Source organism: Nocardioides pacificus, assembly GCF_054775955.1.
Window position 1 is genome coordinate 1,385,712 of record NZ_BAAHCI010000005.1, and the last position, 22,512, is coordinate 1,408,223.

General features: G+C 72.0%; 21 protein-coding genes. 10 read left to right on the top strand and 11 right to left on the bottom strand.

Annotated elements, in window-relative coordinates:
- The first annotated feature begins 38 nt into the window (after positions 1 to 38).
- The 3 genes from ACYU7L_RS09290 (at position 39) to ACYU7L_RS09300 (ending at position 4,848) form a co-directional block, all read left to right on the top strand.
- Positions 39 to 2,906, top strand: coding sequence for a vitamin B12-dependent ribonucleotide reductase (locus ACYU7L_RS09290; RefSeq protein WP_460795355.1), 2,868 nt, complete (start codon positions 39 to 41; stop codon positions 2,904 to 2,906).
- Between the two features lie 170 nt (positions 2,907 to 3,076).
- Positions 3,077 to 3,922, top strand: coding sequence for a polysaccharide deacetylase family protein (locus ACYU7L_RS09295; protein ID WP_460795357.1), 846 nt, complete (start codon positions 3,077 to 3,079; stop codon positions 3,920 to 3,922).
- Between the two features lie 8 nt (positions 3,923 to 3,930).
- Positions 3,931 to 4,848 carry a glycosyltransferase family 2 protein gene (locus ACYU7L_RS09300; protein WP_460795359.1) on the top strand — a complete coding sequence of 306 codons (918 nt, stop codon included), beginning with the start codon at positions 3,931 to 3,933 and terminating at the stop codon, positions 4,846 to 4,848.
- Here ACYU7L_RS09300 and ACYU7L_RS09305 read toward each other — a convergent pair whose 3' ends face one another.
- Entirely contained in the window at positions 4,849 to 5,703 is an 855-nt protein-coding gene (locus ACYU7L_RS09305) for a class I SAM-dependent methyltransferase (RefSeq protein WP_460795361.1), read from the bottom strand.
- Between the two features lie 152 nt (positions 5,704 to 5,855).
- Between ACYU7L_RS09305 and ACYU7L_RS09310 the strand changes: the two genes are divergently transcribed.
- Positions 5,856 to 6,524, top strand: a complete 669-nt coding sequence (locus ACYU7L_RS09310) for a winged helix-turn-helix transcriptional regulator (RefSeq protein WP_460795364.1) — start codon at positions 5,856 to 5,858, stop codon at positions 6,522 to 6,524.
- 22 nt (positions 6,525 to 6,546) lie between these two features.
- Here the strand turns inward: ACYU7L_RS09310 and ACYU7L_RS09315 are convergent, their stop codons facing one another.
- The 4 genes from ACYU7L_RS09315 to ACYU7L_RS09330 all read right to left on the bottom strand — a co-directional run bounded on the left by ACYU7L_RS09315 (position 6,547) and on the right by ACYU7L_RS09330 (position 9,862).
- Positions 6,547 to 7,884, bottom strand: a complete 1,338-nt coding sequence (locus tag ACYU7L_RS09315) for a type VI secretion system tube protein Hcp (RefSeq protein WP_460795366.1) — start codon at positions 7,882 to 7,884, stop codon at positions 6,547 to 6,549.
- A 134-nt stretch (positions 7,885 to 8,018) separates the two neighbouring features.
- A complete protein-coding gene (locus ACYU7L_RS09320) occupies positions 8,019 to 8,636 on the bottom strand; it encodes a TetR/AcrR family transcriptional regulator (RefSeq protein WP_460795369.1) in 618 nt (205 codons plus the stop codon).
- A gap of 3 nt (positions 8,637 to 8,639) precedes the next feature.
- Positions 8,640 to 9,338 (bottom strand): enoyl-CoA hydratase-related protein, encoded by a 699-nt coding sequence (locus tag ACYU7L_RS09325; protein ID WP_460795371.1) that lies wholly within the window; start codon positions 9,336 to 9,338, stop codon positions 8,640 to 8,642.
- Between the two features lie 98 nt (positions 9,339 to 9,436).
- Positions 9,437 to 9,862, bottom strand: coding sequence for an ArsI/CadI family heavy metal resistance metalloenzyme (locus tag ACYU7L_RS09330; protein WP_460795374.1), 426 nt, complete (start codon positions 9,860 to 9,862; stop codon positions 9,437 to 9,439).
- Positions 9,863 to 9,937: 75 nt separating this feature from the next.
- Between ACYU7L_RS09330 and ACYU7L_RS09335 the strand changes: the two genes are divergently transcribed.
- Both ACYU7L_RS09335 and ACYU7L_RS09340 read left to right on the top strand, forming a co-directional pair.
- A complete protein-coding gene (locus tag ACYU7L_RS09335) occupies positions 9,938 to 11,047 on the top strand; it encodes an ArsO family NAD(P)H-dependent flavin-containing monooxygenase (protein WP_460795376.1) in 1,110 nt (369 codons plus the stop codon).
- Between the two features lie 75 nt (positions 11,048 to 11,122).
- Positions 11,123 to 12,457, top strand: coding sequence for a GDSL-type esterase/lipase family protein (locus ACYU7L_RS09340; RefSeq protein WP_460795379.1), 1,335 nt, complete (start codon positions 11,123 to 11,125; stop codon positions 12,455 to 12,457).
- Between the two features lie 42 nt (positions 12,458 to 12,499).
- Here the strand turns inward: ACYU7L_RS09340 and ACYU7L_RS09345 are convergent, their stop codons facing one another.
- Genes ACYU7L_RS09345 through ACYU7L_RS09360 form a run of 4 tightly spaced genes read right to left on the bottom strand, consistent with a single transcriptional unit; the run spans position 12,500 to position 14,983 of the window.
- On the bottom strand, positions 12,500 to 13,162 hold the full coding sequence (locus ACYU7L_RS09345; protein WP_460795381.1) for a hypothetical protein: 663 nt from the start codon (positions 13,160 to 13,162) through the stop codon (positions 12,500 to 12,502).
- Positions 13,163 to 13,182: 20 nt separating this feature from the next.
- Positions 13,183 to 14,319, bottom strand: a complete 1,137-nt coding sequence (locus ACYU7L_RS09350; RefSeq protein ID WP_460795385.1) for a hypothetical protein — start codon at positions 14,317 to 14,319, stop codon at positions 13,183 to 13,185.
- Positions 14,316 to 14,603, bottom strand: a complete 288-nt coding sequence (locus ACYU7L_RS09355) for a hypothetical protein (RefSeq protein ID WP_460795387.1) — start codon at positions 14,601 to 14,603, stop codon at positions 14,316 to 14,318. The genes ACYU7L_RS09350 and ACYU7L_RS09355 overlap by 4 nt, the downstream gene beginning before the upstream one ends.
- Positions 14,600 to 14,983: an SAV_915 family protein gene (locus ACYU7L_RS09360; RefSeq protein ID WP_460795389.1), complete on the bottom strand. Its 384-nt coding sequence runs from the start codon at positions 14,981 to 14,983 to the stop codon at positions 14,600 to 14,602. The genes ACYU7L_RS09355 and ACYU7L_RS09360 overlap by 4 nt, the downstream gene beginning before the upstream one ends.
- Before the next feature lie 132 nt (positions 14,984 to 15,115).
- Between ACYU7L_RS09360 and ACYU7L_RS09365 the strand changes: the two genes are divergently transcribed.
- A complete protein-coding gene (locus tag ACYU7L_RS09365) occupies positions 15,116 to 15,889 on the top strand; it encodes a hypothetical protein (RefSeq protein WP_460795391.1) in 774 nt (257 codons plus the stop codon).
- 15 nt (positions 15,890 to 15,904) lie between these two features.
- On the opposite strand, the gene ACYU7L_RS09370 is transcribed toward ACYU7L_RS09365, so the two are convergent.
- Positions 15,905 to 16,216 (bottom strand): hypothetical protein, encoded by a 312-nt coding sequence (locus ACYU7L_RS09370; RefSeq protein ID WP_460795394.1) that lies wholly within the window; start codon positions 16,214 to 16,216, stop codon positions 15,905 to 15,907.
- 155 nt (positions 16,217 to 16,371) lie between these two features.
- On the opposite strand from ACYU7L_RS09370, the gene ACYU7L_RS09375 reads away from it, so the two are divergent.
- The 3 genes from ACYU7L_RS09375 to ACYU7L_RS09385 all read left to right on the top strand — a co-directional run bounded on the left by ACYU7L_RS09375 (position 16,372) and on the right by ACYU7L_RS09385 (position 21,257).
- On the top strand, positions 16,372 to 17,895 hold the full coding sequence (locus ACYU7L_RS09375) for a WD40/YVTN/BNR-like repeat-containing protein (RefSeq protein WP_460795396.1): 1,524 nt from the start codon (positions 16,372 to 16,374) through the stop codon (positions 17,893 to 17,895).
- 75 nt (positions 17,896 to 17,970) lie between these two features.
- Positions 17,971 to 18,717 carry a response regulator transcription factor gene (locus ACYU7L_RS09380; RefSeq protein WP_460795398.1) on the top strand — a complete coding sequence of 249 codons (747 nt, stop codon included), beginning with the start codon at positions 17,971 to 17,973 and terminating at the stop codon, positions 18,715 to 18,717.
- Positions 18,714 to 21,257, top strand: a complete 2,544-nt coding sequence (locus ACYU7L_RS09385) for a DUF4153 domain-containing protein (protein ID WP_460795400.1) — start codon at positions 18,714 to 18,716, stop codon at positions 21,255 to 21,257. Before ACYU7L_RS09380 ends, ACYU7L_RS09385 begins: the two co-directional genes overlap by 4 nt.
- On the opposite strand, the gene ACYU7L_RS09390 is transcribed toward ACYU7L_RS09385, so the two are convergent.
- Positions 21,254 to 22,453, bottom strand: a complete 1,200-nt coding sequence (locus ACYU7L_RS09390; protein ID WP_460795402.1) for a PucR family transcriptional regulator — start codon at positions 22,451 to 22,453, stop codon at positions 21,254 to 21,256. The genes ACYU7L_RS09385 and ACYU7L_RS09390 overlap by 4 nt on opposite strands.
- Between the last annotated feature and the right edge of the window lie 59 nt (positions 22,454 to 22,512).

Here is a 22,512-nt window from a genome sequence, read left to right on the forward strand (position 1 = left end):
GCGACAATGAAGTCACCAGGCGAAACAAGGAGAGGCCCATGACGGAGACTGTCAGCGGATCCAGGCGCAAGGCCGGAGCAGCACTGAAGATCGAGCGAGTCTTCAGCACCAAGGGCGTGCACCCCTACGACGAGATCACCTGGGAGCGCCGCGACGTCGTCCAGACCAACTGGAAGACCGGCGAGGCCGTCTTCGAGCAGCGTGGCGTCGAGTTCCCTGACTTCTGGAGCGTCAACGCCTCCACGATCGTCACGACGAAGTACTTCCGCGGCGCCGTCGGCACCGACGCCCGCGAGACCGGTCTGAAGCAGCTCGTCGACCGGGTCGTGAAGACCTACACCAAGGCCGGCATCGAGCACGGCTACTTCGCCTCGGCGGCCGACGCCGAGATCTTCGAGCACGAGCTGACCTGGCTGCTCGTGCACCAGTACTTCTCGTTCAACTCTCCCGTCTGGTTCAACGTCGGCACCGCCTCGCCCCAGCAGGTCAGCGCGTGCTTCATCCTGTCGGTCGACGACTCGATGGACTCGATCCTGAACTGGTACAAGGAGGAGGGCTTCATCTTCAAGGGCGGCTCCGGCGCCGGCCTCAACCTCTCCCGCATCCGCTCGTCGAAGGAGCTGCTCTCCTCCGGCGGTACCGCGAGTGGCCCGGTCTCCTTCATGCGGGGGGCCGACGCCTCCGCGGGCACCATCAAGTCCGGCGGCGCGACCCGTCGTGCGGCCAAGATGGTCGTGCTCGACGTGGACCACCCCGACATCGTGGAGTTCGTCGAGACCAAGGCGCGCGAGGAGGACAAGATCCGCGCGCTGCGCGACGCCGGGTTCGACATGGACCTGGGTGGCAAGGACATCACCTCGGTGCAGTACCAGAACGCCAACAACTCGGTGCGCGTCAGCGACGAGTTCATGCGTGCGGTCGAGGACGGCACGGAGTTCGGTCTGCGCGCCCGCGGCACCGGCGAGGTCATCGAGACCGTCGACGCCCGCGAGCTCTTCGGCAAGATCTCGAAGGCCGCCTGGGAGTGCGCCGACCCGGGTCTGCAGTACGACGACACGATCAACGACTGGCACACCAACCCCGAGACCGGCCGGATCACCGCGTCCAACCCGTGCTCGGAGTACATGTCGCTCGACAACTCCTCGTGCAACCTCGCCTCGCTCAACCTGCTGAAGTTCCTCAAGGACGACGACACCTTCGACGGTGAGCTGTTCGGCAAGGCCGTCGAGCTGATCATCACGGCGATGGACATCTCGATCTGCTTCGCGGACTTCCCGACCGAGTCGATCGGCGCGACCACCCGCGACTACCGCCAGCTCGGCATCGGCTACGCCAACCTCGGCGCGCTGCTGATGGCGATGGGTCTGGGCTACGACTCCGACGGTGGCCGTGCGATGGCCGCCGCGATCACGTCGCTGATGACCGGCACGTCCTACAAGCGCTCGGCCGAGCTCGCCGCGATCGTCGGTCCCTACACCGGCTACGCACGCAACGCCGACGCCCACAAGCGCGTGATGCGCAAGCATCAGGCGGCCAACGACACCCTGCGTCCGCTGCACCTCGCCGACGAGCAGGTCCACCGGCTCGCGACGAAGGCCTGGGACGCCGTCGTCAAGACCGGCGAGAAGAACGGCTTCCGCAACGCGCAGGCCTCGGTGCTCGCGCCGACCGGCACCATCGGCTTCATGATGGACTGCGACACCACCGGCATCGAGCCCGACTTCTCCCTGGTGAAGTTCAAGAAGCTCGTCGGCGGCGGCTCGATGCAGATCGTCAACCAGACGGTCCCGCGGGCGCTTCGCAAGATGGGCTACCAGCCCGAGCAGGTCGAGGCGATCGTCGCCTACATCGCCGAGCACGGCCACGTCATCGACGCGCCGAGCCTGAAGACCGAGCACTACGAGGTCTTCGACTGCGCGATGGGCGCGCGTGCCCTCAAGCCGATGGGCCACGTCCGGATGATGGCGGCCTGCCAGCCGTTCCTCTCCGGTGCCATCTCCAAGACGGTCAACCTGCCCGAGTCGGCCACCGTCGAGGAGGTCGAGGACATCTACCTGCAGTCTTGGAAGCTGGGGCTGAAGGCGACCGCGATCTACCGCGACAACGCCAAGGTCGGCCAGCCGCTCTCCGGCGGCAAGGGTGACAACAAGGGCGAGGACTCCAACAAGTCCACGACCGTCGAGACCAAGGTCGTGGAGAAGGTCGTCTACGCCCCGACCCGCAAGCGCCTGCCCAAGTCGCGCGCCTCGCGCACGACGTCGTTCACCGTCGGTGGCGCCGAGGGCTACATGACCTCGGGTGCCCACGACGACGGCGAGCTCGGCGAGGTCTTCCTCAAGCTCGGCAAGCAGGGCTCGACCCTGGCCGGCGTGATGGACGCCTTCTCGATCGCGGTGAGCATCGGCCTGCAGTACGGCGTGCCGCTGGAGACCTACGTCTCCAAGTTCACCAACCTGCGCTTCGAGCCCGCCGGCCTGACCGACGACCCGGACGTGCGGATGGCGCAGTCGATCATGGACTACATCTTCCGTCGCCTGGCGCTGGACTACATGACGTTCGACGACCGCTCCGCACTCGGCATCTACTCCGCCGACGAGCGTCAGCGTCACCTCGAGACCGGCTCCTACGAGCCGCTCGTCGAGACCGGGTCCGCTTCCGAGCTCGTGGACAGCCATGTCGACGCCCCGGCCGCGACCCCGGTCGAGACCAAGGACACCCACGGCGCCGAGCAGCGCGAGATCCCCGCGCAGCCGGCCAAGGAGGCTCACACCTCCGCCGAGCTGATGGAGAAGCTCACCGGCACCGCCATCGACAGCCCGCTGTGCTTCACCTGCGGGACCAAGATGCGTCCCGCCGGCTCGTGCTACGTGTGCGAGGGCTGCGGCAGCACCAGCGGCTGCAGCTGATCTGAGCCAGATGAGGGGCCGGTCACCGCACAGGTGACCGGCCCCTTCTCTGTGGTGGTGCCCGACGCCGCCGCCGGAAGGCGCCGGCCCCCGCGGAACTACATGCCATTTTGGGTATCTCGTGCGCGCACCACCTCACGCGCCTACACGAGGCGTCCGAACATCACTGCGTGCACCTCGATCTCACCGCTCATCCATCTGCACGGGCGACCACAAAGGCGCGCGCCCGGTATGTCCGGCGCGCCTGGGCCGCCGACTTCGAGGTCGGCGAGCGTGTCCGGCACTGGAGCGACGCGCCGCTGAGCCTGGGGTTGCGCGCACTCGCCCACTGGTCCTCGACCATCTGCGTCAGCACGAGCGAGCGAGTCGTGGCCCTCACCTTCGATGACGGGCCGGACTCCCGGCGCACCCCCGGCGTGCTGGATGCCCTGGCCAGGCACGGCGTGCCCGCCACCTTCTTCCTGCTGAGCTCGGCGGCGCAGCGGCATCCCGAGCTGGTGGTGCGCGCCGTCATCGAGGGGCACGAGGTGGCGCTGCACGGCGTGGACCACGACCGAGTCGTAGCGATGCCTCCAGGCGAGCTGGTCGATCGACTCCGCGACGGGCGAGCGCAGCTGCAGCGACTCAGCGGACAACCGGTCCGGCTGTACCGGCCGACCTATGGGGCCCTCGCCCGCGGCCAGGTCCCCGCGGTCAGGGCTGCGGGGCTGGAGCCGATCATTTGGTCGTCCTGGGTGAGGGACTGGGAGCCCGCCACCCCCGTCGAGGTGGCCGGCCGGGCACGCCGGGCCACGCACCCCGGCGCGATCCTCCTCCTGCACGACACCTTGGCGGACGTCGAGCCGGAGGCCATGTCGCGACAGCGTTTCGACAGCGCGACGACCGTGGAGCTGCTCCTGGAGCAGCTCACCCGGCAGGGATGGCGCTTCAGCACCGTCACCGACCTGCTCGCCAGCGCGCCGCCGGTGCGCTGCGCCTGGTTCGAGCGCCGGGCCACGCTGGCGGCGGACTCATGATGGTCTCGGTGGTCATCCCGACCCTCCAAGCCGGCGCGTTGCTGGAGGAGCAGCTGATCGCGCTGTCCGAGCAGACCTGGTCCGGGCCCCTGGAGGTCGTGGTCTGCGACAACGGCTCAACCGACGGAAGCACTGACCGCGTCGAGTCTCACCCGCGCACCCGTCTCCTCGATGCCAGTGCTCGGCGCGGTGCCGCGGCCGCCCGCAACCTCGGGGTTGCGCACGCCAGGGGAGACGTCGTGCTGTTCTGTGACGCCGACGACCTCGTCGCGCCGGACTGGGTCGCCACCATGGTCGCGGCACTCGCCGAGCACCCTGTCGTGGTGGGCCGCGCGGAGCTGCACCGCCTGAACAGCGCTCGGGTACGCGCCACGCGCTCGCTTCCCGAGGGGTTGCAGGCAGGCGGCGACCTTCCGGCGTACGCCGGTGCGGGGAACCTGGGCATCCGCCGGGAGGTGTTCCTGGCCGTCGGCGGCTTCGACGAGAGCCTGGCGCACCTCGAGGACGTCGACTTCAGCTGGCGGGTGCAGCACACCGGCCACGCCCTGTACTACGAGCCCGCCGCCGTCGTCCACGTGCGGCTGCGCGCCACCTTCGCCACTCAGTTTCGGCAGGGGCGCGACTATGGGCGGGCGTGGGCGTTGCTGGAGCGTCGCTGGAGACCACGGGTGAGCGTGAGCCATCCGCCTGCTGACGAGACGGTCACGGCTGCACAGCATCCGGCGAGCCGGTGGCGCTCCGCGCTGGTCGCCCTCGAGCGGGTCATGCGTCACCCGGTCGGTGGTGTCGGCCATGCCACCTGGACGCTCGGGTGGCACCTCGGCCACCGTGACGCCTCGGTCTTAGGGGCCGACAGTGCTGTCGCCGGCTGGTTGACCGGCGACAGCATCGACTTCCCTCCCGTGGGCTCGCCCGAGTGGCGCTAGCTAGCTCGGCGGGGCCTGGCCGCACCGTGCCGTGAACAATAGGTACTCCCACTCCATGACCCCGTCGCCGAGGTCGTGACGCTGCGCCAGCTCCACCAGCTCCCGGTCGAGCGTCTCCACCTTCGCCGGCTCGTCGGCGATCGCCCGGTAGACGGCGATGGTGGGGCCGTAGCAGGCCTTGAAGAAGTCGCGGAACTCCTCCGCGCCGTCGAAGCAGTCCACCCGGAGCGTCTCGGTGCGGGCGCTCACGTCACTCACCCGATCTCGGAGGAGCGAGCGGACGTGCGCCTCGTCGCCCCAGAGCGGGGGCGGCTGGGCTCCGGGTGGTGGCGGGGGGGCGTAGGGCTTCATGGTCGCGAACATCTGCCCGATGAAGCCGGCGGGCGTCCAGCTGATCAGCCCGATCGTGCCGGCTGGTCGGCACACGCGGATGAGCTCGTCCGCGGTCGTCTGGTGGAAGGGCGCGAACATCGCGCCCACGCACGACATGACGACGTCGAACGCGCCGTCGCCGAAGGGCAGCGCCTCGGCGTCGGCCTCGCGCCAGTCCAGCCGCAGACCCAGTGTCTCGGCGTGGCGGCGGCCCGCATCAAGCAGCTCGGGCGTCAGGTCGGACGCGACGACCTCGGCGCCCGCCCGGGCAGCCGGGACGGCGGCGTTGCCGGAACCGGCGGCCACGTCCAGGACGCGCTGGCCGGCGGTGACGCCGCACGCCTCGACGAGCCGTGGGCCCAGTGCGGGGATCACGTCGGCGGCGACGGACGGATAGTCGCCGAGCGCCCACATCGCGCGGTGCTTGGCCTTGACATCGGGTGATGCGGTGCTTGTGGCTGATGGGGTGGTCTGGCTGGTCATGCTTCCCTCCCAGGGTCGGTCCTCCCTCGAGGGTGATCGCGCCAGGCCGGCTCATCCAGTGCCGGATCTGTACCGCGGGGAGTTCACGATTCGCAGTGGCGCGACGGGCGCCTCGCGCGCTCTACTGGAAGATCCGCAACGCAGGAGGAGCCATGTCGTCCTACGGCCAGTTCTGCCCGGTGGCGAAGGCCATGGAGCTGCTCGACGAACGTTGGACGCTGCTCGTCGTACGCGAGTTGCTCGCCGGCAGCACCCACTTCAACGACCTCCGCCGGGGCAACCCCAAGATGTCACCGGCGCTGTTGTCCAAACGGCTCCGCACGCTCGAGCGCGCCGGCGTCGTACGACGTGAGCTGCTGCACGGCCGCAGCAGCTATCTGCTGACGCCGGCCGGAGAGGAGCTGCGCCCGGTCGTCGAGGGGCTGGGTGCCTGGGGCGTGCGCTGGATCGGCCGGCTCGGGGATGAGGACCTCGACCCGCACCTGCTGATGTGGGACATCCGCCGCACGATGTCGCTCGAGGCGTGGCCCCGTGGCCGCACGGTCATCACCTTCACCTTCGATGACGTGGCGTCCTCGGCCTCCCGGTGGTGGCTGTGCGTCAGCGGTGACGACGCCGACGTCTGCGACGCCGACCCGGGCTTCGAGACGAGTGCGCGCATCACCACCTCGTTGCGCACGCTCACCGAGATCTGGCGCGGGGATCGGTCGTGGGACCGGGCGCTGCGCGCGGGCGAGGTCGAGGTCGCCGGGCCGCGCGCGCGGGAGGTGCCTCGCTGGGTGGGGCAGGCCAGGCTGGCTGCTGTGCCTCGACCCAGCTAGCGGACAACCCCGGCTGTGGTGCTCAGCCGCCGTGGTTCTCGGCGACGTCCCAGTAGAACGACGTCATGTCGGACGGCCTGGTGCTTGCGGTGTCGGCGCGATCCCACTGGATGGTCGCGTAGTTGAACTGCGTCTGGTCGAACAGGGTCGGGGAGCCCAGGACCAGCTCGGTGACTATGACCCTCTTGAGCACTGTCGTCGACCTGCACGCGGACGGCCTTTCGCAGCCTGCGAGCTCAACCCTGGAGAACTGCTTGCCCGTGGTCACAGCCTGAAGCAGGGCCAGGGTGGCCGGACCGGTGCGGGTCTCGGCCACGATGTCGGAGAAGTTCGCCTTGCCTGCGTCACCGCCACCTCCCCCGTGGGTGGTGCCCGACTGAGTGGAGCTCTGTCGCCAGCTGCGGGTGGAGATCACGCCGGCGGGTTCATCATCGGTCAGCGTGGTCGTGTAGGCGGTGTCCCCGCTCGAGGTGGCCACGGGCCAACCGCTCACGTCGTTCTCGCCGTCGTTCGCCGCGATGTCCCACTCGTAGCTAGCGGCCTGCGGGGTGCCGGGGAACAACGAGACCTTCTCCTCGGCGAAGTTCAGCGAGAGGGTCACGCTCGCCTGCGTCGGGTCCTGCTTCACGGCGATGCCGGTGACGAGCACCTCGGTCATCTGCAGCTCGAGGCTGCACTGCCTGGTGGTCTCGCCGGGCCTGCACATCTCCACGAAGGCCTCGGGCAGGTGTGATCCCTTCGCAAGGTTCGTCATCTGGCGCACCACCTGACGGCTCATCGGCATCGTCACCGTGACGTCTCCGAAGAGGACCTTGCCCGCTCCGCCGCCGCCGCCCATGTGGGTGGTGCCGGACTGGCTGATCCTCTGGGTGAAACCGGTGATGGCGATGGAGTCCCTGGCGGCCCGGTCGAACCGCATCCGGTAGGTGAGGTTGTGCGGGTTCGGGTCGGTGACGGCCTCGCCGCCCGCGCCGCCCGCAGGTCCCGGAGGGCCAGCCGGCCCCTGCGTGCCGGGTGCTCCGTCCTTGCCGTCCTTGCCCGGCGGCCCGGCCGGTCCCTCGGCTCCCGTCTCGCCCGCCGGTCCTGCCTCGCCTGCGGGTCCCGTCTCGCCCGCGGGGCCGGTCGCCCCGGTGAGGCCCTGCGCGCCGGTGGCGCCCTTGACGTTCCAGGTCAGCCGCTTCTCGTTGCGCGCGCACGACGTGGACGGCGTGACGACGCGTACGGCGCCGGTCCTCTTGTGCGAGCACGCGGTGATCTTCGTGGTGGGCTCGCTGGTGGCATGCACCAGATAGCTGCCGGAGACGACCAGCCCCAGCGCGAGCAGGGAGCTGGTGCCGAGGACCCGGGTACGTCGCAGCATGGGGTTCGCTTCCGATAGGGACGAGCAAGAGGGAGGCGGCGCGACCCGAGGGCCTGCTGGACGGTAGCCGCCGGGTGGCCTGGGCGTGGTGGCTTTGGCAGACCTTTGTCCGAGAGCCGTCGACCTCGCAGGACTCATCCCCGCGGAGCGGGCCTTGGCGGGTCGGTGCCGGTGATCCCGTTCACCGCCGCGGCGAGAGCGTGTCGTGCGAGCGGGCTCGCGATGCGCCCCCGCGACAGCAGCAGCCTGCTCGGCAGGTCGACCACGCACATCGTGACCAGCCCGGTGGCGTCCGGGTCCGTGCGGCCCCACAGGGCACTGGACAGCGTCACGATCATCGCGCCCAGGTCGTGGCGCAGGCCGTCCAGCTCGGCCCGCGTCGCAGGGTCGAGCTCGTAGGCGAGCACCGTCGCGACGTCGACCGCCATCAGCAGGCGCGCCGCCTGCTCCTGGGTGTCGGCGTAGTCGGCGAGCGCCAGGGCCGCGGCGAGCACAGCCGGCCGGGCGCCGCCTGAGCGCAGCGCCTCGTCGACGGAGGCGCTCTGGAAGGTGAGGAAGGCGCGCGCCTCGCGTGCCCACGCCCGGGCGAGCAGTGTCTCGCGGGACCCGAACGCGTGGTAGATGGCGCCGCTGGAGACCCCGGAGCGTGCGCTCAGTGCGCGGATGGTGAGGCCCGGGGTGCCCTGCTCCACCCACAGGTCGCGCGCGTGGTCGAGCAGGTCCGCCAGATCGTGGTGGCGAGGTCGGCCCACTGCTCAGCCGTTGCCGGGGCCGTTGCCGGGGCCGTCGGGCGTGCCGTCGGAGCGCCGCAACGCCTCGACGGCACCGGCATACATGGTCGACTTGATCGTGGCGAGCGTCACCCGGTCCTTGCCGGCGAGGTGCCGCACCAGGGCGCCGGCAGCGGCCGGGAGGTCGGCCTCGGGCGCCGTCGCGTCCACGATGCCGGCGGCGAGCGCGTCCGGTCCGCCGTACCGGCGTCCGGTCGTCATCGACTCCAGCGCCGCCTGGGGCGTGAGCTTGGCCTGGATGAGAGCCGCCATCCCGGGGGTGAACGGGATGTGGATGTCGACCTCGGGGAAGCAGAGGTAGCCGCGGTCGCTACGCATCACGCGGAAGTCGTGCGCCATGGCGAGCATCGCCCCGCCCCCGAAGGCGTGTCCGTTCAGAGCTGCGACCGTGGGGACGGGCAGGGTGAGCACCGTGGCGAACAGCTCATGGATCTGGGCGACGTAGGGGCCCAGCTCGTCGGGGTGGGCTCCGAGCCACTCCAGGTCGAGGCCGTTGGAGAAGAACTTGCCGGTGCCGGTGGTCACCAGCACGGCTGGCTCCGAGGCAGCGGCCACCTCGGCGAGTCCCTCCATGACGGTGCCCAGCCAGGTGGGGGAGAAGCGGTTCTCGTCCCCGCCCAGATCCAGAGTCCAGATGACGCCGTCGTTGGTCAGAGTGGGCATGGGCTCGTCACTTCCACGTGGTCCCACTGGGTGAGGGACGGGAGGCGCAGATTAACAGAACGGGCGATCTGTAACTCCGGCCTCCCGCCCACTCGTGGTCAGCCGGCGCAGCAGGCGACCTCGGGCGCGACGGTCGCGCTCATGCCCTCGAGCTCCGCACCGGCGTCGGCGATCACGACGTAGTTCTCCCAGCGCTGCCCGTCCGGGCCCATCACCCAGTGCTTGCTCTGTCGGGCGTAGCAGCACTCGACGTCGCCCTCGACGTCCAGCGAGAGTCCGGCCGCCTCCAGGCGGTCTGCCTCGGCGACCACCTCCTCCATCGACTCGCGCTCCACGCCCACGTGGTTGAGCGTGCCTGTGGCCTCAGGGTTCTCGAACAGCACCAGCTTCAGGGGCGGGTTCGCGATGGCGAAGTTGGCGTAGCCGGGGCGGCGCTTGGCAGGGGCGGTGTCGAACATCGTGGAGTAGAACTCCACCGCTGCGTCGATGTCGGCGACGTTGAGGGCGAGCTGGATGCGGGACATGATTCCTCCTAGTATCGATGGATATCGATGACCCTACATCGACGTTCATCGATGTCAAGGGGCTAGGGTGGAGTCATGAGCCTCCCCGACGCTGTGCCGCGCGACGTCGACGTCGTGGTGGTCGGAGGGGGTCAGTCAGGGCTGGCGACCGGCTTCTACCTGCGTCGCGCCGGCCTGGTGCCGGGGCGGCAGTTCGTGATCCTCGACGCCGCGAAGCAGCCCGGCGGCGCCTGGCCGCGGATGTGGGAGGGGCTGCGGCTGTTCTCGCCCGCGTCGTTCTCCTCGCTGCCGGGCTGGATGATGCCGCCCTGGAACGACGCGGAGCGCGGCTATCCGCCGCGCGGTCACGTGGTCGACTACCTCACCCGCTACGAGCAGCGCTACGACCTGCCCGTGCTGCGCCCGCACCGGGTCGGCGCGGTGACGCGCGCGGACGACGACCCCGGCGGACGGCTGCTCGTGGACGCCGGCGACCTCGTCCTCGCTGCCCGGGCGGTGATCTCGGCGACCGGCACCTGGGACCGGCCGTTCTGGCCGCGCTATCCGGGCATGGAGGCCTTCGGCGGGCGCCAGCTCCATGCGGCCGACTACCGTGCCCCGGGCGAGCTCGCCGGCCAGCGGGTCGTCGTGGTGGGCGGCGGCAACTCCGCGGCCCAGATCCTCGCCGAGGTCTCCACCGTGGCGGACACCACCTGGGTGACGACCCGGCCACCGCGCTTCCTCGCCGACGACGTGGACGGACGCGTCCTGTTCGCCACCGCGCGGGCCCGGATCCAGGCTCTCGCGGAGGGACGCGAGCACGCCGGTGTCGGTGGGCTCGGTGACATTGTGATGGTCGACAGCGTCAAGGACGCCCGCGACCGCGGCGCGCTCGTGGCCCGGCCGATGTTCGCCTCGCTCACCGCGACCGGGGTGGCGTGGGTCGACGGCACCGAGCAGGCGGCGGACACGGTGATCTGGTGCACCGGCTTCCGTCCCGCGCTGCGTCATCTCCGCCCGCTGGGGCTGCGCACCGTGGACGGCCACGTCGCCGTCGGGGGAGACGCAGGCGCCCAGGCGCTCGCAGAGTCTCGCCTGTTCCTCGTGGGGTACGGCGACTGGACCGGGCCGGCGTCCGCGACGCTGGCCGGCGTCGGCCCGTCGGCGAAGGCCACGGCGGAGGCGGTCGCTGCTGGTCTGGTGTGACGCTCGCCTCTTGGGCGCCGCTGAGATGCCGACATCGACGTCTGAACCGGGTCCGGACCTTTCACTGGAAGGGTCATGCACCACCCTCAGCACACCCGCACTCGCCGCGCCGCGCTCGCCGTACTGGGCACGGCGCTGGCCACCGCCCTGAGCACCGCCCTGCCCCTGGTCCCCGGGGCCGTCCCGGCGGCACAGGCCGCGGGAGAGGTGCCCCGGATCATGCTCGTCGGCGACTCCCAGACGATCGGCACCGCGGGCGACTTCACGTGGCGCTATCGCCTCGATCGGCATCTGCGATCGGTGGGGCAGCAGTTCGACTTCGTCGGCCCGCGCGAGGACATGGTCGACCACGTGACCGGGGTGCTCTCAGGAAGCACCGACTATGCCGACCCCGCCTTCGACCGCGACCACTTCGCCGCGTGGGGCAAGATGCTCCACACCATGCGCGACGACGTGGTCGGAGCTGCGCAGACCTACACCCCGGACGTCTACGTGGTCCTCGGCGGCACCAACGACCTGCTGTGGGGCGTCAACACCCCGGAGGGCACGGCCGAGGTCCTGGGGGACCTCGTCACTCGGGCCCGCACCGTGACGCCGGACGCGGCCTTCGTCCTCACGGAGCCGCCGCGCGGAGACCGGCCGGAAGAGGCCCGCTTCGCGACTCTGCTTCCGGCACTCGCGGCGCGGCTGAGCACCGAGGCCTCACCGGTCGTGGTGGCGCACGCGCAGGCCGGGTACACCGACGCGGACACCTGGGACGGCGGGCACCCCCACGCCGGAGGCGAGGTGAAGATCGCGGCTGCGGTCGCGGACGCGCTCGCTCTCGTCGGCATCGGGACGGACTATCCGCGGCCGCTCCCCGTGGTCCCGCTCGGGCCGACGAGGCCGGCAGTGGTCCGGGCCAGCCTGTCGGGAACCACGGCGCTGCTGACGGTCGACAGCGCTCCCGGGACGACCGCCGAGCATGTCTGGCACCGTGACGTGAGCGTGCGTGGACCGTGGGCGCTGAGTCCGAACCCCGTGTCCGGGTCGACCTGGTCGGCCAGCGGATTGCGGCTCGGACACACCTATGCGTTCCGGACGCAGGCGGCCAAGGGGCGCCTGACGGCGACGAGCTTCTCCGCCCCCGTGCACGTGGCCCTGGCTCCCCGACGTGCGGCCAGCTCCCGCGCTGTGCTCCGCCGGCGCGGGCTGGCCGTCGTGCGGTGGACCTCGGCGCCCGGGGCCGCGTCGTACGTCGTGCAGCGGCGGCTGGGTGGCGGCCCCTGGCGCACGGTCTCGCGCAGTGCCGGCACCGTGGCACGGATCAGCGGAAACCGACCGGCCGCGAGGTATGCCTTCCGGGTGCTGCCCATCGGGGTCAACGGCGTGCGAGGCCCGGCGACGGTGGTGAGCCCGCGCCGTCTGTGAGTCGCCCGTCTGTGAGTTGCCCCGTCTCTCTGAATCGCACCGTCACCGGCGACGTACACCGACCCGCTGCTGGATCTCCTCGATGATCTGCTCGGGCGGGACGGTGAACGCCGTGATCGGGATGACCAGGTCCGCGCCGGTGCCCTTGCGGTCCACGAGGACGCCGGCCGGTCCACGCTCCTGGATGCCGGCGCCGTGGATCTTCGTCCAGGCGATGGTCTCGTCGGTGTGATAGCCGCGATAGGTCAGCGCCTCGGGACCGAGCGTGAGGCGCCACCGGTGCAGCCGTCCCGTGAGGAGCCGGACGAGGTCGGGCAGGGAGGCCAGCGCGCCGACGACCGTGACCAGGGTGAAGCCCGGTGACTCGATCGCGTCGAAGTCCGTCACCGCCACCCACACCCACAGGCCGGCGACCCCGAGCAGGGCGGCCCACGCACCCACGAGAGCCCAGGCGATGAGCGCAGGCGACTCGATCACGACGGTGCCGTCGTGGCGCGGACGCAGGTCCTGACGGCGGACGGGGCCCACCAGGGACCGGGCCGCCGCGATCAGCGTCAGTCCCGTGGCCACGGCGAGCAGGGAGATCGACCACCCCATCGGGCCGTCGGCCAGAGCACCGCCCACCCCGAATCCGAGTGTCGCGAGGGTCAGCACCGACAGCACGCAGGCCGTCCACCAGCGGGGGACCAGCCGACGTCGACTCACTCTCGAGTCCTCCCGGGGGCTCACCACGGGGTTACCGCGTCCCAGGTGTCGCCGACCACGTCGCTCGCCTTGTCCCACGTGTCGGTGGCGAAGTCCTTCACGTCGTCCACGCGGTCGCCACCCCAGTCGGTGATGTCGTCCCAGTTGTCGTAGATCTTGCCGACCCCCCAGGCCGCACCGGCGGCCAGTGCACCGGCGCCGACCACCGTCAGCCACGCGGGAGCGGTGACGACCCCGGCGGCGACGAGGGCGGCCGCCCCCACTCCCACCGCGATGCTGGTCCCGGTGGTCAGCGCGGCGCGCGTCCAGTCGCCGGTCTCGATCCCGTCCTTGATGCCGAACCCGATGTCGATCCCGATGCCCACCGGGCCGCCGAGGAACCGCCCGAAGCGTCCCAGACGCCGAGCCTTGGTCGCGAGGTCGTCGACGTGAGCCCTGCCCGCGGGTGTGTCGGCCTGGCCGCGCACGCCAGGCTTGCGTGCCGCGCGGCTGCGGCGCCGGAACTCACGACGCTCGGCGGCGTACTGGCTCGCCTTCTTCATCAGTGCGAGGCCGGTCAGTCCGGCGCCGACGCCGGCGGCGAAGTTGGGGATGACCGCCTCGAGCTCGGTGAGGACCTTGTCGACGGTGTCCTTCTCCTGGGCGTCCTTGAGGTCCGCGCTCAGGTGGGTCTCGATCCAGTCCGCGAAGTCGGTGGACGCCGTCGTGGCCTCCTCGACCAGGGTGTTGTAGAGCGTGATCTTGTCGACGGCCGTCTGCCGGGCCGCCTCCTCGGGGGAGTCCTTCACCACCGGGCCCGCGGGCACGGCCGGCGGCGCCTGGATGACGGTGCCGGCGACGGTGAGACCGCCGTTCTCAGCGCGGGTGCGAAGGCCCGTCATCGTGCGCTTCATCTGCCGCAGCCGGGCGGCGTAGTCCTCGATCGCCGTGGCTGCCCTGCCGATGCGCTGCACGTGCTGATCGGTGGCGCGTACGACGGGACGGGTGAAGGCCTGGTAGCCGTCGGCTGCCGAGCCCTCCCAGCCGCCCCGGGCCACTGTGCGAGCCGCGGACTGACGATCGCCCGCGACGTCGGTGTTCTTCTTGAGCGTGTCGCGCAGCCAGTCCGCGGCGGCGTTGACGGCCGCGACGTCGCCCTCGACCTTGGTCTCGATCACCGCAGGTTGCCGTTCATCTCGGCGAACTGGGCGGCGATCTCCTGCTCGGTGAGCCCGACGTCGTCGGCGCAGTCGCGCACCTGGCTCGCCACCGCCTGGCTGATCACGGCGATCTCGCCGGCCGTGGTGCTGACCGCCTCGAGGATCTGCAGCACATAGGCGGTGCCGGCCCCGGCGTCGAGGCCCGACGGCGCAGTGGCGGCGGAGTCGTCGATGGCCTCTGCGGCGGCCTCGTGCTTGGAGGCGATTCGATGAGCCTCCCCGGCGTCCAGACGCAGGGTCATGCCCGGCCTCCTGCCGCACCCGTCCCCGGCGCACCCGATGCAGGCCCACCCGACACAGGCCCCGCCTGGCGCATCTGGGCGCGCATCTCCTCGGGGATCGGCACGTCCAACAGCTTCACGTCGAACGGCTTGACCGCATGCAGCTCGCCGAGCTTGCGGGTCTCGAACAGCAGCCAAGGCTGCTCGTCCCCGCAGCAGTCGATGAAGCGGTCGAGTGCGGTGTAGCCCAACAGCGCCACCCGCCCGTCGGCCAGCTTGATCATCCGGAAGTCAGCGACCTCGCCGCTCTCGTCCATGGTCACGGGCAGGTAGACGACCGGGGGAGCGGGCACGCCCCCGACGCCCGCCTGGGCGCCGTCGCTGATCGAGGTCTCGCTCATGACCGGCGAGGCTACCCAGGGTGGGTGGAGGTCAATCCTGTGCGAGAAGTGGTGACTGAAGTGCGGTGGTGAGGCGTCGGAACAGCGGCAGGGGGGTTGGATCGGGCTCAGGACCGAACGGGGGAGGACCCGGTGGGCAAGTTCCAGCCCTACTCGCGGCGTGAGCTGCGACGCCTGCGGGCGAGCTGGCTGCGTCGCAATGCGAGACTGATCGCGGTCGTCATGGGCGGCTGGAGCGTGATGCTTGTCCTGGTCACCCTCGTGCTCGGTACGACGCTGACCGGCGCGTTCAAATGGTATGTCCTGGGCGCCCTCCATGCCGGTCTTGTGGCGATCGCCTGGCACGCTCTCAACTCCTCCTTCCTCGCTCTCGACCGCGAGGCTCTGTGGCACGTGCGCGGCGCCTGGGGTGAGGAGAACACACGAAGCGAGCTGCAACGCGCGCGGAGGCGGCGGTTGATCTGGGGCTGGGTGGACAGCATCAACCTCCGCGCCGGAGACCTGGACCATGTCGTCGTGACTCGGCGTGGGGGACTGGTCGCCGTGGACTCGAAGTGGCGCAACACCGTCACCGCCGACGAGACCGCCGCGATGGCCCGCTCCGCGAAGAAGGTGCAGATCCGGGCTGAGGGGGTGGCTCGCAGCGTGCTGCAGGGCGAGCCCCGGAGTCGGCACCGGGCGCGGAAGAACGCCCTCACGGTCACCCCTGTCGTCGTCCTGTGGGGTGCGGCCCAGCGGACCCTCCCTGCGGGCGGCGCCACGGTCGACGGCGTGCGTTTCGTGGCGGGGCGCCAGCTCGTCCCGTGGCTGCGGAGCCTGGACGGTGAAGCAGTGCAGAAGGACGCCGCGGGAGACGTTCTCGAGCGCCTCAAGGGCTATCGGGCCTCCGCGTGGCAAGACGCGTGAGTCTCGCCCCGGTGCTCAGTCGCCCGCCGACCCCTCGCGCCGCTCGTGCAGCCGCTGCTGCGCCTCGGAGAGGAACGCCAGACACGGCGCCTCGGCGTCCGGGTGCTTCTCGGTGAGGTGGAAGGTCCAGCGGTCCATCGCCGCCATGAACCCGTTGTCCTCCCCGGGACGGTAGGCCGACCACTTCCGCTCGTCCTTGGCGACGCACTGGGTGCAGGTGATCTTGTAGACGAACTGCTCCTGCGCGCCTAGCTCGATCCGCACCCTCGCCAGGGGGCCGGCCTGCTCGGCGGCCTTCCGCTCACGAGCAGATCGGCTCGCCACCATGTCGCACCTCTTGAGTCTGTGTTCGATTGAGTCCGGGCCCGGCTGACCTTGTGGGCCCGGCTGACCTTGTGACCGGGGAAGTCGCGATCCTACTCCGGTACGACGGGCACGGACGCGGGCGGGAACCACCCTCGCCGCACGCGCGTCGTACCGGCATGTCCCGAGTCCTGATCGCCCTCGCGATCCCGCTGTCGCTGGTCCTGGCTGCGTGTGGCGAGGCCACGGCGCCGGGCGATCCAGGCGCCCCGGGGGAGTGGCAGACCCAACGTCTGTCCGCCGAGGTCGGAGCCGACCAGGCGCCCCTGCTGGGGACCTCCGGCGACGACGCGCTCGTGCTCACCGTCGCCGAGGACGGCACGCTGCTGTCCCACCTCTCGACCGGCGGAGCGCGGTTCGAGGCCGGGGAGCCGCTGTCGACGGACGCCGGGTGGCTCCAGCTCGGTGACGTGGTCGCGCTGCCCGACGGCGACTGGCTGGCGCTCGGCTCGGGCGGCGAGACGGAGACCGACGGCGACACCGAGCTGCTCCACGACCCGCTCGCCTTCCGCAGCGCCGACGGACTGGTCTGGGAGCAGGTCGAGGTGACCGGCTTCGACCAGCACGTGGACATCAACGACGTCGAGGTGGCCGGCGAGACCGTCGTCGTGGCGGGCGCCTACCGGACGGCTGAGGACCCGAGCAGCGGGGGCTTCGAGGCGCACGTGTGGACCAGCGCCGACGGCGCCTCGTTCACCCAGGTGGACCTGCCGGACGTCACGGCGCCACGGGGCTATCGCAACGAGTCCCACGTCGCACATCTCGCCGTCGCAGGTGACCGGCTGCTGGTCGGCGGGCGCCTCGACGACTCCGCCGCCCTGTGGACCTCCACCGACGACGGCGGGACCTGGCAGCGGGTCGCCGACCCGGTGCTGGACGACACCTACGACCTGAGCGGGCTGGTGGCGGTGGGAGACGTCGTCGTCGCGTCCGTCGCCGAAGGCTCGGTGACCGCCCTGCGCTCCAGCGATGCCGGCGCCACCTGGGAGCCGGTCGAGGCGCTCCCCACGGCGAGCGAGGAGGTGGGCTGGGCGCCGGCCTGGGCCGATCAGGAGCGCTTCTGGACGCTCACCGGCATCGACGACATGAGCTGGAGCCGCCCCGAGGTCTGCTACGCGGACCTCGACCAGTGTGGCCGGAGCCCCGGTCCGCGCCCGGTCACGAGCACCGACGGCGCGGCCTGGTCGGGCGTGGAGCTGCCCGGGGAGCCCGAGACGATCACCGGTACGGCGAACGGGCGCGTGCTCGCGTTGACCGTGGACGGGGAGGGCGTCGCCGTGCACACCCTCGAGCCCGGCGTCTCTCCTCCGGCGGCTCCCGAGGAGACCGAGCCGAGGACCGTCGACCTGGTGACCCTGGAGGAGGGTGAGCGGGGCGAGGTCGGCGTGCGCTACCACGCCCCGATGTATGTCCACTGCGGCATGGACTGGTTCTGGTTCGGCGACGGCACCTGGCGGCGTACCGACGACGGCCCGGACGTGGAGACCGGCGCCGGCGACGATCCTCCCGAGGGATGGGCGGTGGTGGGCCAGGTCCTCTACGGCCACGCGACGCTCACCGACGCCGATCACCTGGACTACTCCTTCGGCGACCAGGTCGTGGCTACCTACCGCCGAGCCGAGGGCGCCCCCGGCTGCGACTGACCTCGCCGAGCATCTGCACAGAACCTTCACGAGTCGTCCCCGAAACCCGACCGGCTCGACTCCTAGGCTCGCAGCATGCCAGGAACCGCACCCCCCTCCGCTCCCACGATGCCCCGGATCCTCGTGGTCGAGGACGAGCCGGTCATCAACCAGGCCGTCACCGACCGGCTGCGCGGCTCGGGGTACGACGTCGTGCAGGCGTGGGACGGGCCGGGAGCGGTCGCGACGTTCACCGACACCCCTCCCGGCCGAGGGGTCGACCTCGTCGTCCTCGACGTGATGCTGCCTGGCTTCGACGGCCACGAGGTCTGCCGGCGCGTCCAGGCGCTGCGCCCGGTGCCGGTGTTGATGCTGACCGCTCGTGACGACGAGGCCGACATCCTCGTGGGGCTCGGCGTCGGCGCCGACGACTACCTCACCAAGCCCTTCCGGATGCGCGAGCTCGTGGCCCGGGTGGCGGCCCTGCTGCGGCGCGTCGAGCGGGCGGCCGAGCTCGCCACCGCCCACGCCACGCGGGCGGCCACCGACCTCGGGGACCTGCGGATCGACGCCGCCGCCCGCCGGGTGTCGGTCGCGGGCGCCGAGGTGCACCTGACGCCGACGGAGTTCGACCTGCTGCTCTGCCTGGCCGCCAGCCCCGGCACCGTCCTCACCCGCGAGAGCCTGTACGCCGAGGTGTGGGGCTGGCAGGGGGCGTCCGGGACCCGCACCGTGGACAGCCACGTGAAGGCCCTGCGCGCCAAGATCGGCCCCGAGCGGGTTCGGACGGTGCACGGTGTCGGCTATGCGCTCGAGCCACACGCGGCGGGAGCCCCGTCGTGAGCAGCCCGCTGCTCGACCAGGTCACCTCCGTGAAGGTCAAGCTCGGTCTGCTCGTCGCCGTCAGCGTCACCGTCGCCTCGGTCATCGCGGCGACCGGCGCCGCCGGCGGGCTGCCCGTCTGGCTCAGCGTCCCGGTCACGGTGGCGCTCGCGCTCGGTGTCACCCAGCTGCTCGCCGTCGGGATGACCTCCCCGCTGCGGGAGATGACGCTGGCCGCACGCCGGATGGCGCGCGGCGACTACTCCACCCGGGTCACCGCCACCTCGAGCGACGAGGTCGGCGAGCTGGCCCGCGCCTTCAACCGGATGGCCGAGGACCTCTCAGCGGTCGACCGTCAGCGCCGGGAGCTGGTCGCCAACGTCAGCCACGAGCTGCGGACGCCGCTCGCCGCCCTCTGCGCCGTGCTCGAGAACCTCGTCGACGGCGTCGCGGAGCCCGACCCTGCCACCCTGCGCACGGCGCTCGACCAGGCCGAGCGCCTCTCCGCGCTGGCCGCGGACCTGCTCGACCTCGCTCGCGTCGACGCCGGCGAGGCGCCGCTGGCGACCACCCGGGTGCCCCTCGCCGAGCTGCTGGAGCGCGGCGTCGCCGAGGCGCGGGTGGTCGGGCGCGGTGTGCGCTACGCCGTACGCGTCTCGCCTCCCGAGCTGGCCGCCAGCGCCGACCCGGCCCGGCTGCACCAGCTGGTCGCGAACCTCCTCGACAACGCCTCGCGGCACAGCCCCGCCGGCGGAGTGGTCCGGATCAGCGCCGAGGGTACGGCGACCGGCTGGCGCCTCGAGGTGGCCGACGAGGGACCGGGCATCCCGGCCGCGGACCGTGAGCGCGTCTTCGAGCGGTTCGGCACCCTCGCCAGCGCTGACGGGGGAGGAGGCACGGGCCTCGGCCTGGCCATCGCCCGCTGGGTCAGCGACCTGCACGGCGGCTCCATCCACGTCGTCGACCCCGAGCACGGCACCGGCGCCCGGGTGCGCGTGGATCTGCCGCGGGAGCCCACCCCACGAGTCCAGGAGGCACCCATGCCGTCGACCACGGCCCCCACCACACCCACCCCCGCTCGGCCGGGCACGCCGGCCGCCCCTGCCGCGCCCGAGCCGGCGCTGGACGCGATCTTCGGCTCGTTCTGGCCGGAGAGCGGCCGGCCCGCCCACCTGCGCGCGGTGCTCGCGAGCCTCGCGGTCGGCGTGCTCGCCGGCCTGGTGCTGCCCGACCGGGACCTCGGTCTCGCGCTCTTCCTGGTCCTGCTGGCCGCGGGCGGCGTGACGCTGGCGCTGAGCGTCAACCGGCGCTCGCCGTTCACGCTGACCTGCGCCGGTCTCTGCGTCCTGCTCGCCGGGACCGTCGTCGTCCGCGACGCGGACTGGATCGTGGTGCTCTGCCTGCTGGCCGGTGCCGCGCTGTGCATGGCCGGGCTTGCCAACGGCCGCACCCTCCCGGGCTTCGTGCTCGCCGGCATCGCCTGGCCGCTCGCCGGGCTGCGCGGACTGCCGTGGCTCGGTCGCTCCCTGCTGGTCGTGCGGGGGATGGGCAGCAGCGCCGCTGCTTTGCGCACGATCGTGTGGTCGGTGCTGGGGGTGCTGGTCTTCGGCCTGCTGTTCGCCTCCGCCGACGCCGTCTTCGCCGGCTGGGTGGGAGCGCTGGTCCCCGACCTGCGGGTCGACACCTTCGTCGCCCGGGTGTTCACGACCGTCGCGGTCGGCGGCGTGGTGCTGGCCGCGGCGTACCTCGCCCTCAACCCGCCCCGCGTCGACCTCCCCGAGCGCCCCCTGCGCCCGGTCGCCCAGCGCTACGAGTGGCTGACCCCGGTCCTGCTGGTCGACGCGGTGTTCGTGCTCTTCCTCCTCGCCCAGGCCACCGTCGTCTTCGGCGGGCACGACTACCTCGAGCGCAGCACCGGGCTCACCTACGCGGAGTACGTCCACCAGGGCTTCGGTCAGCTCACGGTGGCCACCGCCCTCACGCTGGTCGTGGTCTGGGTGGCCGCTCGCAAGGCGCCGCGCGCGACGCCGGCCGACCTGGCCTGGCTGCGCGGCTCGCTGGGGCTGCTCTGTGCGCTGACCCTCGTCGTCGTCGCGTCCGCGCTCTACCGGATGCACGTCTATCAGGAGGCCTACGGCTTCACCCGGCTGCGGCTGCTCGTCGACGTCTTCGAGGGATGGCTCGGCCTGCTCGTGCTCGGCGTGATGGTGGCCGGGGTGCGGCTGCGGGCCGCCTGGCTGCCGCGCGCCGCCCTGCTCAGCGGCGCGGGTCTGCTGCTCGCGCTCGCCGCGATCAACCCGGACGCGTGGATCGCCGAGCACAACCTCGAGCGGTACGACGCGACCGGCAAGGTCGACTGGGACTACCTGAGCGGTCTCTCCTCCGACGCGACCCCCGTCCTCGCCGATCTCCCGGACGAGCTGGCCGGCTGCGTGCTCGCGGGTCACGAGCCGAGCGGCGACGACTGGCTGGAGTGGAACCTCGGCCGGCACCGCGCCGATCCGCTTCTGGGTGACCTCGCGGGTGGTGCGCGCGGCGGCTGCGGCCCGACGTACGACTAATCCACGTCCGCCAGCCACTCGTGGCACAGCCACCAGGCGTCCACCGCGGCGAAGGTGTCGAGCGGGTCCAGCCCGGTCACCTGAGTGAAGCGCTGCACCCGGTTGCGCACGGTGTTGGCGTGGACGAAGAGCTCGCGGGCCGCGCGGGCCGTGTCGCGGTCGCACTCCAGCCACCGGAGCACCGCTCGCGCGACCGGTACGACGTGCTCGCCGAGGCCGGCGCGGGCATCGCGATGGCGGGCGACGAGCCCGGTGGCGAGGTCGCGCCGGGAGAGCACGGCCGCGACGGTGGCGACGTCGCTGACGTGCACCAGCCCGCGTCGCCCGACGGCCTCGGCGGCCGCGACGGCGGCGACCGCGAACCGGTGGGCCGCCCCCGCCTCCTCCGCACCGACCGGCCCCGCGAGCCCGACGACGGTGGCGAGCCCGACCACGGTGGCGTGCTCCTTCCCGGCGAGGGGCCGTCGCGCGGGCCGCCCCGCGGTGACGGCCACGACCGCGTCGCCCACTGGGGCCACGCAGGCGGGGGAGTGCTCGCGCGCCAGCCGCTCGAGCGCCGCGGTGGCGTCCTCGTCGCTGCCGCGAGCCGCCATCACCCAGAGGGCCGACCCGCCGGGAAGCCCGACCTCGGCCGCCGCCAGCACGGCGGCCGACCCACCCTCGAGCAGGCGCCGGATCACCTCGGCGTCGCGGACCCGACGCGCGCCACCCTCGCCACGCGGGTCGCGTGCTCGGCGCTCCTGGGCGTCGCGCGCCGTCCGGTGGGCGCGGATCAGCCGGCTGCGCACCGCCTCGGCCCAGTCGTCGTACAGCTCGCGGGCGTCCAGGAGGCGTGCCGCGTCCAGGCCCTGGACCGCGGCGAGCTCGCGGGCGCGCGCCCAGATCGCCCGCTCCGCGACGTGGATCGCGCCCAGCACGCCCTCGATCGGGATGCCCTGGTCGGCCCGCGTCACCGCGAGCTCCTCGACGAAGGCGAGCTCGGCCTCGGTGGGGCCGCGGCGGCCGGCGAGCGCCCGGGTGGCCGCGGTCAGGAGGGCCCGGGTGTGGCCGGCGATGTCGGAGGTCGGCAGCGACGAGACCTCCTGCACCACCGTCCGCACGCCGGCCACCACCGACGCCATCAGGTCGTCCTCGGCGAGGACCTGCTCGATCAGGTCGACGACGCCGGCCCAGTCGGGGGAGGGGGAGGTCTGCATGGGGCGCATCCTGGCAGGTGGCTTGTGGTGCGCCACAACTGCTGGCCCGCGAGCGGTGG